At 62.6% G+C, this 9,390-nt stretch carries 10 protein-coding genes; 3 read left to right on the forward strand and 7 right to left on the reverse strand.

From position 1 onward, the window contains the following. Positions 1-6: 6 nt before the first annotated feature. From F813_RS0111620 to F813_RS0111645, 6 genes are all read right to left on the reverse strand, one after another. Positions 7-879: a hypothetical protein gene (locus F813_RS0111620; protein WP_017926706.1), complete on the reverse strand. Its 873-nt coding sequence runs from the start codon at positions 877-879 to the stop codon at positions 7-9. Beyond that, positions 818-1,846, reverse strand: a complete 1,029-nt coding sequence (locus F813_RS0111625; RefSeq protein ID WP_017926707.1) for an FAD-dependent oxidoreductase — start codon at positions 1,844-1,846, stop codon at positions 818-820. The genes F813_RS0111620 and F813_RS0111625 overlap by 62 nt, the downstream gene beginning before the upstream one ends. A gap of 23 nt (positions 1,847-1,869) precedes the next feature. Continuing rightward, on the reverse strand, positions 1,870-3,276 hold the full coding sequence (locus F813_RS0111630) for a heterodisulfide reductase-related iron-sulfur binding cluster (protein WP_012982046.1): 1,407 nt from the start codon (positions 3,274-3,276) through the stop codon (positions 1,870-1,872). A gap of 45 nt (positions 3,277-3,321) precedes the next feature. Continuing rightward, positions 3,322-3,996, reverse strand: a complete 675-nt coding sequence (locus F813_RS0111635; protein ID WP_017941141.1) for a 4Fe-4S dicluster domain-containing protein — start codon at positions 3,994-3,996, stop codon at positions 3,322-3,324. Between the two features lie 188 nt (positions 3,997-4,184). Then, entirely contained in the window at positions 4,185-4,415 is a 231-nt protein-coding gene (locus tag F813_RS0111640; RefSeq protein WP_012982044.1) for a sulfurtransferase TusA family protein, read from the reverse strand. 140 nt (positions 4,416-4,555) lie between these two features. Continuing rightward, positions 4,556-4,885, reverse strand: coding sequence for a rhodanese-like domain-containing protein (locus F813_RS0111645; RefSeq protein ID WP_012982043.1), 330 nt, complete (start codon positions 4,883-4,885; stop codon positions 4,556-4,558). A gap of 268 nt (positions 4,886-5,153) precedes the next feature. Here F813_RS0111645 and F813_RS0111650 point away from each other — a divergent pair, with 268 nt between their 5' ends. The 3 genes from F813_RS0111650 (at position 5,154) to soxB (ending at position 9,031) form a co-directional block, all read left to right on the forward strand. Next, entirely contained in the window at positions 5,154-5,465 is a 312-nt protein-coding gene (locus F813_RS0111650; protein ID WP_012982042.1) for a hypothetical protein, read from the forward strand. Positions 5,466-5,523: 58 nt separating this feature from the next. Beyond that, on the forward strand, positions 5,524-6,966 hold the full coding sequence (locus F813_RS0111655) for a M48 family metalloprotease (RefSeq protein ID WP_012982041.1): 1,443 nt from the start codon (positions 5,524-5,526) through the stop codon (positions 6,964-6,966). A gap of 253 nt (positions 6,967-7,219) precedes the next feature. Next, positions 7,220-9,031, forward strand: coding sequence for a thiosulfohydrolase SoxB (soxB, locus tag F813_RS0111660; protein WP_012982040.1), 1,812 nt, complete (start codon positions 7,220-7,222; stop codon positions 9,029-9,031). Between the two features lie 56 nt (positions 9,032-9,087). On the opposite strand, the gene F813_RS0111665 is transcribed toward soxB, so the two are convergent. Next, positions 9,088-9,390: transposase (locus F813_RS0111665; protein WP_017926708.1), on the reverse strand; the 303-nt coding region annotated here is incomplete at its 5' end.

A 9,390-nucleotide genomic window follows, 5' to 3' on the forward strand; every position in this document is an offset into this window, starting at 1 on the left:
CGTTATTCAATGCAGCGACGCATCGTGACCTTTCAGGCGGCCTTCCGAAGAATCGATCCCCAGAAGCTTCACCCCCAACTCCAGCGGGTCCTGCTTGGCCCCGAACTGGTTGTCGATCATGCCCAGACTCATCGACAGGGAACGCGCGTAATCCGAGTAGGCCTGCACCCAGACCAGATCCGTCACGAACGGCAGGTCGCGGTAAAAGCCTTCCTCGGCCAGCGCCTCATAGAACCAGCGTCTGGCCCCCTCGATCGCTCCGACGGTCTCGCCAATCGGAATCGACCGCAGGGTGTCGTTGCCACGGATAAACTCGCGCAACGCCCCAGTCGTCGTCCCCGTATCCCAGACCCAGCGCGTCGCCAGCGGGACCGTCTCGGGATCGGCGAAATGCAGGATCTCGGCACCGAAGTCCCAGATCCCGCGTCGCAGCTTCTTGTCGTCCCCGGCCAGATCGGCAAATGCCGTCAGCCGTGAGTCCAGATCCGTATCCGGGCGCACCAGTGCGCGCATCCCGTCTACCAGCGCGCCCTGGCGTTCAGCCATCACCCCCGCCAGCTTGCGGCGAACCGCGAAGACCAACCCCCCCAGGATGCGCAGATCCTCGGCATCCATCTCGTCGCCCTTGGCGACGGTCGCGGCGAAGACTTCATGCTTCGCCCGCAATGCCTCGATGAAGGTTTCCAGCCCATCGACCCCGCCGGCTTCGGCGATGGCCTCGTTCAGACTGTTGAGCTTCGTCGCGAGGATCTCCTGATCAAAGGTCACCTGTAGCGGCTCCGGGTTCACACCCGAAGCCGCCTCGTCGCTGACGACCTCAGCCGGCTTTCGAAACCAGCGCATGCAGGTCCGCAACCGCGCGGCCACCGGCAGCGGCACCCTGCGCGATCGAGTCATCGATCGTCTCGGGGCCATAGGCCGCACCGCAGGAGTAGATGCCCTTGCGGGTGGTGCCACAGGTGTTGGTGTACTGCTCGGCCTTCTCAATGAAGCCGTGCTTCTCGAGGCCGACACCGAAGACCTGGGAGATTTCCGGGTTGTCGGCGTTCGGATCCATGCCGATGGCGTGCACGACGATATCGAACGGGATCACGATCGGGCGCTTGACCAGGGTGTCCTCACCCTTGACCAGCAGACGACCATCGCCGGAGGCCGTCACTTCCGCGATACGGGCCTTGACGAACTTGGTTTTGAACTCTTCCTGGGACTTCCAGTAGAACTTGTCTTCGTACAGGCCGAAGGTACGGATGTCCATGTAGTAGATGAACACATCCGTTTCCGGCGACAGTTCCTTGATCTCCATGGCCAGGTTGGCGGAGACGGTGCAGCAGATCTTGGAGCACCACTCACGACCGATCTGGCGATCACGCGAACCCACGCACAGCAGGATGCAGACCCGTTCCGGCACGCGGCCGTCGGACGGGCAGGCGATCTTGCCAGAGGCGACCATCTGTTCCATCTGGGTGGTGGTCAGCACGTCTTCGTACGTACCAAAGCCCCACTCCGGCTTGTTGATGGAATCGAAATGGGTGAAGCCCGTGGCCAGCACGACGGCACCGGCCTGGACGGATTCGCCGTTGGTCAGCGTGGCAGTGAAGTTACCGGCCTCGCCTTCCAGCTTCTCAACCTTCGCACCCTTGTGCACCGTCGAGTTGGAATCGTCTTCCACGCGCTTGACCATGCGGCCAATGGCGTCCTTTGCCCACTCGCCGGAGGGGACCAGCTTGGCGTAACCCGACAGGATCGGGGCGCCGCCCAGGACGTCTTCCTTCTCGACCATCACGGCCTTGAAGCCGGCCGAGGTGACATTGGCGGCGGCGGCCAGCCCAGCCGGGCCACCACCCACTACTAGAACAGTATCTTGCTGCATCAGACTTTGCCCCCGTAAGCGAGCTCAGGATTGTAGAGGTATTCGATATTGCCGGCCTCGACTTCCTTCAGGTATTCCTGGAAGGTCTTCTTGGCCTCGTCCCAGGAGATCCCCATCTTCTCGACCAGGTCTTCGCAGGGCGATGCGTGCCACTGCAGCTGGACGATCTTGAACGGATCCGCGCCGCAGGCCAGGGCCGCGAACTGGACTTCCGCCATGATCGGAATCTGGAAGTTCTGGTTGTGGGCCTTACCGATCCACTGGTTCTTGTCCATGGTCGTGACGCAGCCGGTGTCGTTGGCCAGCATTACGTCGGCGTTGGCTTCCTCGCGGGCCACGCGGATCTTGCGATCCATCGTGAACGAGCGGGTGAACTCGCGCTCGGAGATGATGTGGCGGAAGCCGAAGCCGCAGCAGTCGTACCACGTGGAGTAGTCGATCACCTGCGCACCCAGGGCCTGGGCAGTGGAGGTGATGATCGCGGTACGGTTGCCACCCAGCACGGACGGGTCGTACACCGCGTCCTCGTGCACCATCTTGTAGTAATGGCAGGCCACGTGGGCAGTGGTACGGATATTGGAGACGTCGATGGTCTGCAGCTCGGAGGCGATGCGGTTGCGCATCACGTGCACCCACTCGGAGTAGTGGATGACCTCTTCCGGGATGACCAGCTTGCCGTCGACCAGGCGCCCCAGCTTGCCGAGGATCTTGGTGACCTTCTCGCGCAGCTCGGCGGACTCGACCAGATACTTGCGGATCTCCTTGTAGTTCCCGAAGGAGGTGCCGCAATGGACCAGCGGGTAGAAGTGACCCAGCTCATGGCCGTGCTGCTTGCCGGAGACGTAGGCCTGGTGGAAGTTGCGCAGGAACACCGCGGCCAGCGACTCGACGTTCCCGATACCGGAACCGTGGTAGTTCCACGCGGTGCAGGAGGTCTGGTCGGTCTCGTCGAGGTAGTCCTTGCCCGGCTCGAAGCCGAACTTGTTCATGAACCACAGCAGCGAGGTCGGGTAGCCCGGGATGTTCCCGCACTGGCCACAGGACTTGTGGTGCCAGAGCTGCTTGGTCGGGACCTTCTTGTCCCAGCCGAACAGGGTTTTCACCGACATCGGCTCGTGCTGGTCCTCGATGCGGTGGATGATGATCTGACCGTCTTTTTCGAGCTCGTACATGTGCTCGCGGACGTCGTCCATACGGTCACCAAGGTCGACCGTACGGCGGTCGACGTGCTTGCGCACCCAGTCGGTCGCCTTGATCGCGTCTTCCTTGGACAGGTCGGTCGCCTGGAAGAAGGAACCGTGACCGGCGATGCCCTGACCGTCGGTATTGTGGTAGCCGGGCTTCATGGTGCCGGCACCGGCACCTTCGCCGTTCTGGTTGTGATTGCCTGGGGTCTGTTCACTCATAACGCTTCTCCTGATGTCCTGGAGTGGAGTCGGAAACGGGACGACTTACTCGTCGTCTTCCTCTTCCTGCTCCTCGAGCCAGTCTTCGTAGTCCTCGCGCTTCTCGTCGATGAAGTCTTCGATCACGTCGAAGAGGTTCTCGTCCATCAGCTCGAGGGACTTGAGCACCCCGGTCATTTCCCAGATGGTGTACATCTCGACCGAGGTCTTCAGGGACACTTCCCAGGCGGTCTCGACCGTCTGCAGCGTCTTCACCGGAATCGCCTTGCGCAGGATGCGCAGGTCACCTTCCACCTTCTGGATGTTCGGGCCCCAGTCGGGGAAGTGGTCGGGCTGGATCATGTCGGGCGACAGCTGGTTACCCGTGGTGATCAGCTTCAGCATCACGCGACCGAACGGGCGGAGCACGTCCTTCGCGGATTGCATTTCGTGCTTGATGGCCACTTCGCGCATGATCGCGACCAGGCCACCAGGGGAATTCTTGAACGGGCAGCGAGCGGCACAGGTCATGCACTGAGCGCAGGCCCAGATCTTTTCCTGCATCGCGTCGTAGATCTGCTCGACGTTTTCGGTCCACAGCAGCTGGACGATCTCGCGCGGGGAGTAGTCATAGAACTGAGCAGAGGGGCACGTTGCCGTGCAGATGCCGCAGTTCAGACAGCCGTTGAGTTCGTGGTCGTAGCGAAAATCTCCGCGGATGTCGTCGAAGATTTGCTGCATCTCAGCGTATGTCGCCATATGTCACCTCTTCGCTGTTGGCGATGCAGGTTTCTTTGAGAACCTTGCTCAGCCAGCCTAGACCTCGTCCAGGCACCTATCCAGTTACCGCATGGCAACCGTCGTTTTTCAGGAATCGGGGCGGTCGACCCTTGCGGATCGCCGCCCCGTTTCAGGCACTTAGAGACGCCTTAGGACTTCTTCACGAGGAAGTAGAACTTGCCGCCTTCTTCCTTGTGCTCCATCAGCTCGTTGCCGGTCTGCTTGGCGAAGGCCTGGAAGTCCTTCACGGCACCCGGATCGGTGGCGATGATGTGCAGAACCTGACCGGATTCCATGGCCGCCAGGGCCTTCTTGGCGCGCAGGATCGGCAGCGGGCAGTTCAGGCCGGAAGCGTCGAGTTCTTGGTCAAAGTTGGCCATGGTGTGTCTCCTTTAGTGCGTTACCAAAATCAGTTGGGTGCTGAGGTACCAATCGGGGCGGTTTGGGGACCACAACGATCGAACCCTTGCCAGCCGAATTCACCCTTATAGGGGAAACGGGATCGGAATACAACCGAATTCTAATCCGGGGTGACGACCGATTTGCCGGCCTGAGCCCAGCCCACGATACCGCCGCGCAGGCTGTTCGCGGTCTCCAGCCCTTGTTGCGCAAGGAACGCGCAGGCCTGGGCGGAACGCGCGCCACTCTGGCAATACAAGACCAGCGGTATATCGCCTCCCAGGAACTCGTCCTTGCGCAATGGCAGGACCGTCAGCGGCACCAGCTCTGCACCGGGAATGACGCCGCGGGACGTCTCGCCGGGGGAGCGTACATCGACAAGCCGAAAGGCCTTGCCTTCCGTTCGCCACTGTTCGAGCTCGTCGGCGGTGATCTCCGAGAATCCGTACATGCGCTCCACTCCAAGTGTGCCGAACCGCACCTGCCTGCCTCGCTCGCGAGACTCCGAAACATGCCCCGGTCGCGAAGGATGGGCGCGGAGGATAGCGAAACAGGCCGCAAATGCAAACTTGTCCGCCCGTGAACGGTTGGTTTGTTCTCTCGCGGACAGAAGTCGTGCTATCGTTCCGAGTTGAAGGAAATACTGATGGACGCAACCGGCTCTCGGGCGGGCGCGTCCGGACGATCAACCCCCTGATTCATTCGCGGAGGACTTTGCGGTGGACAAGAGCGAATTCCAGGTCAACGGCCACTACGCCGTGACCATGAAGGACGAAAACGGCAAGCTGCGCCCGGCCAACATCTACGTGCACAGCATGGAAGACGAGTACATGATCGTGCGCCGCACCTCCGGTGGTGACGTGGGTCTCCTGTTCAAGCTGAAGTACGACGACGTGGTCAAGATCGTGCGCACCCACAAGGTGCTGGACCGCAAGAAGTTCATGATCCCGGAAGCGATGCTCAAGCCGAAGCTCTGGGAAACCCGTGACAGCATGCGCACCTACTCTTCGGCTCCGGGCCTCGGCAAGTAACCGACCCCACGATGCCAAGACCCTTCGGAGGCCGGCCCCAACGGCCGGCCTCCGTCGTATGAAGACACGGCTTCTCACGCTACTTTCAACCCTGCTCCTGGTACTCACGCTGGGGGCGCCAACGGTTTCGGCCTCCGGGACCGCCCTGCCCGACCTGGGCGAGGCCTCGGGTGGCGTACTGACCCCTGCGGAAGAGCGCGAGCTCGGTCGCTCCCTGCTTCGAGAGATCCGGCGGTCCCTGCCACTGGTCACCGACCCGGAGGTCTCCTTTTATGTCGACTCCCTCGGTCGGCAGCTGCTCGCCAACGCCCCCGACGCGGATGGCCCGTTCTATTTCCTGACCATCGACAACGGCCAGGTCAACGCCTTTGCGATGCCCGGCGGCATCATCGGGGTACACTCGGGATTGATACTCGAGGTCCGCGACGAGGCCGAACTGGCCGCCGTCATGGCCCACGAAATCGCGCACGTCACCCAACGCCACCTGGCCCGGATGTTCGCGCGCGGGCGCGAGGTCAACTTCACCACCGGGCTCGCCATTCTCGCCGGGGTCCTGGCATCGATGGCGGATCCCACCCTGGGCTCGGCCATCATCACGGGCGGTGTCGCGGGCGGCATCCAGCAGCAGATCAACTTTACCCGCGCCAACGAGGCCGAAGCCGACCGCGCCGGCATGCGTATCCTGGCCAGCGCGGACTTTGACCCGAATGCGATGGCGGATTTTTTCGAACGTCTGCAGGAGCTCTCGCGCGGCGTTGGCGACGCGGTACCCGAGTATTTGCGCACCCACCCGGTCACGCTCGACCGCATCACCGACGCCCGCAATCGCGCGGCCGGCATGCCGGCGGTGGATACGCGCAACCGGGGCCCCGAGTTCCAGTGGATGCAGGCCCGCACCCGGGCCCTGAAGGATCCGCGCCGTGCGATCGAGATCCATCGCGGGGCCTCGGACCCAGCGCCGCACCAGATCTACGGCGCCATGGTCGCACACCTGGAGCGCGGCGAACTGGACCGCGCCGCCGAGCGGCTGGAGGAAATCCCGGTCGAGGAGGCCCCCGGGATGACGCTGGAACTTGCGCGCGGCGCACTGGAGCGGGAACGTGGCAACCACGAAGCGGCCCTCGAGATCCTGAATGACCTGGACGCGGTCTACCCCGGACACCCGGTCATCCGCGAAGTGCTGGCCCGTGCGCACCGCGATCTCGACAACCCCGACCGCGCCATCCGCATCGTGAACGAAATGATCCGCAATGAACGCGCACCCAACCCCGAGTTGCTGCGACTGAAGGCAGACATCGCGGACGGGGCCGGCTATATTGCGATCAGCCGCGAGGCCATGGCGGAGTATTTTTTCCACCGCGCGCAGTACGAAGAATCGGTACGCCAGTTCGAGGCCGCCATCGACGCACGCGATGCCAGCGAACGCGATATCCAGCGGATCGAAGACAAGCGAGACACGGCCAAGGAAACCGCGCGGCAGGCGCGCGAACAGCGTCGCTAGGGAGACGCCGCGCCCCACGAAGACTCGGGGCACGTCCAAGGGCAGACATCAGCATCCGTCAAAGCCAGAACCCGGGGAATCCGGTTCTGGAGGCACTGCGGGCTGAATACGGCTTCAGACCAGCCAGGCGTCGCGCCAGTCGGCAAGGAAGCTCCGCACCCAGGGAATGTTCCACAAAGAAGCAGCGTCTAGATTGCTGCTTCGAGAAACCAAAAAATCACAATAAACGACAGTAGAGAGAGGTAGGACCCTCATGCATATCTCACGCCGCGAATTCATGCAGCTGCTGGCCGCCGCCAGCGTGGCCGGCTTCCCTCTGGCGGGCTGCGCCAAGGCCACCAATGGCAAGTACGGCACCTCGGGAGACCCGTACGACATGCTGGATCGTTTCGGCAATGTGCACCTGCTGCACTACACCGACTGCCATGCGCAGCTCAAGCCGATCTATTTCCGCGAGCCCAACGTGAACCTGGGCGTAGCCGATATGCGCAACCGCCCGCCGCACATCGTTGGCGAGCACTTCCTCAAGCACTATGACATCGAACGCGACAGCATCTTTGCCCACGCCTACACCAACCTGAACTTCATGGAGGCGGCCGAACAGTACGGTCGCGTCGGCGGCTTCCCGCAGCTGAAGACGCTGGTCAAGAAGCTGCGCGACTCGCGCCCCAACTCGCTGCTGCTGGACGGTGGCGACACCTGGGGTGGTGGCTCGGGTACCGCGCTGTGGACCAATGCCCAGGACATGGTCGATGCACAGAAGCTGCTGGGCATCGACATCATGACCGGCCACTGGGAATTCACCTACGGCGCCGACCGCGTGGAAGAGGTCGTCAACGGCGATTTCGCCGATGCCGGGATCGACTTCGTCGCCCAGAACGTGCGCGACGTGGACTGGGGCGACCTGATCTTCAAGCCGTACGTGATCCGCGAGTTGAATGGTGTCAACGTTGCCGTGATCGGCCAGGCCTTCCCCTACACCCCGATCGCCAACCCGCGCTGGATGATCGAGCAGTGGTCGTTTGGCATTCGCCCGGACGACATGCAGCAGCAGGTCAACGCCGCGCGCGAAGAGGGCGCGGAGATCGTGGTCGCGCTGTCGCATAACGGCATGGACGTGGACATCAAGATGGCCGGCATGGTCGAGGGTCTCGACGCGATCATGGGCGGTCACACGCACGATGCCGTCCCGCAGCCGCTGCCGGTGGAGCGCCCCGATGGCGGCACCTGCCTGGTCACCAACGCGGGCTCTAACGCCAAGTTCGTCGGTGTCCTGGATTTCGATTTCCGCGACGGCGAGATCAAGGACTGGGAATACCGCCTGGTCCCGGTGTTCGCCAACCTCTTGGACGAAGATCCCGAGATGGCCGAGTTCGTCGACAACATGCGCAGCCAGGACGTCACCTATGACGGCGACACCTTCAACATGGAGGAGAAGCTCTCCGAAGAGCTGGCCGTCGCCGAGGACCTGCTGTTCCGCCGTGGCAACTTCAACGGCACTTTCGACCAGCTAATCTGTGATGCGCTGATGGAGGTCCACGATGCCCAGATCGCGTTCTCGCCGGGCTTCCGCTGGGGCACGACCGTACTCCCGGGCATGCCGATCACCTTCGAGCACATCATGGACCAGACCGGCCTGACCTATCCGGAGACCACCCGCAACGCCATGACCGGTGCGCAGATCAAGGACATCCTGGAAGACGTCGCCGACAACCTGTTCAATGCCGACCCGTTCTACCAGCAGGGTGGCGACATGGTCCGCGTGGGCGGCCTTCGGTATGCGATCGATCCGGAAGCCGAGATCGGCAACCGAATCTCCGAGATGGAACTGGGCGGCGAGAAGGTCGACCCGGACAAGGAATACGTCGTCGCCGGCTGGGCCAGCGTCCAGCAGGAGCCGGCGGGCGGTACCGGCACGATGATCTGGGACAACGTCGCCGAGTACCTGCGCAACCAGTCCAATGGTGTTCGCATCAGCGAACTCAACGAGCCCAAGGTCAAGGGTATTGGCGAGGACAACCTCGGCTATGTCCCGACAACCGAGGACATGTACCGACCCTCCTGATCCTGCCGCAGGTCCAGGAACGAGAAAGCCCCGCGATTGCGGGGCTTTTTTGTGGTTCATCGAGCATTACCGGGGAATGCGGCGCGGATTTTGAGGAAGAAGTAGTCCTGGTCGCGGTAGCCGTAGGCGCGGCGCTTGATGACCTTGATGGTGTTGTTGATGCCTTCGACGACGCTGGTGTTCAGCCGATGCCGGCAGCGCGAGACGATGCCGGGGAGATAGGGCTCCAGCAACCGCGCGAAGCGCTGCAGGGCATGGATGCCGCTCTCCTGTGCCTGTTGTACCCAGTGTCGCCAGGCCTGCCAGGTCTGTTCCGGACGGCGCTGGAACCAGAGCCGCTTGAGCTCGTCGCGTAACAG

Source organism: Thioalkalivibrio sp. HL-Eb18 (assembly GCF_000364985.1).
Classification (GTDB): domain Bacteria; phylum Pseudomonadota; class Gammaproteobacteria; order Ectothiorhodospirales; family Ectothiorhodospiraceae; genus Thioalkalivibrio.

Bases quoted from the DNA above. Each gene is read 5' to 3' on its own strand.
- soxB (WP_012982040.1), top strand. From the start codon at position 7,220: ATGCATATCTCACGCCGCGAATTCATGCAGCTGCTGGCCGCCGCCAGC.
- F813_RS0111655 (WP_012982041.1), top strand. From the start codon at position 5,524: ATGAAGACACGGCTTCTCACGCTACTTTCAACCCTGCTCCTGGTACTC.
- F813_RS0111645 (WP_012982043.1), bottom strand. From the start codon at position 4,885: ATGTACGGATTCTCGGAGATCACCGCCGACGAGCTCGAACAGTGGCGA.
- F813_RS0111640 (WP_012982044.1), bottom strand. From the start codon at position 4,415: ATGGCCAACTTTGACCAAGAACTCGACGCTTCCGGCCTGAACTGCCCG.
- F813_RS0111635 (WP_017941141.1), bottom strand. From the start codon at position 3,996: ATGCAGCAAATCTTCGACGACATCCGCGGAGATTTTCGCTACGACCAC.
- F813_RS0111630 (WP_012982046.1), bottom strand. From the start codon at position 3,276: ATGAGTGAACAGACCCCAGGCAATCACAACCAGAACGGCGAAGGTGCC.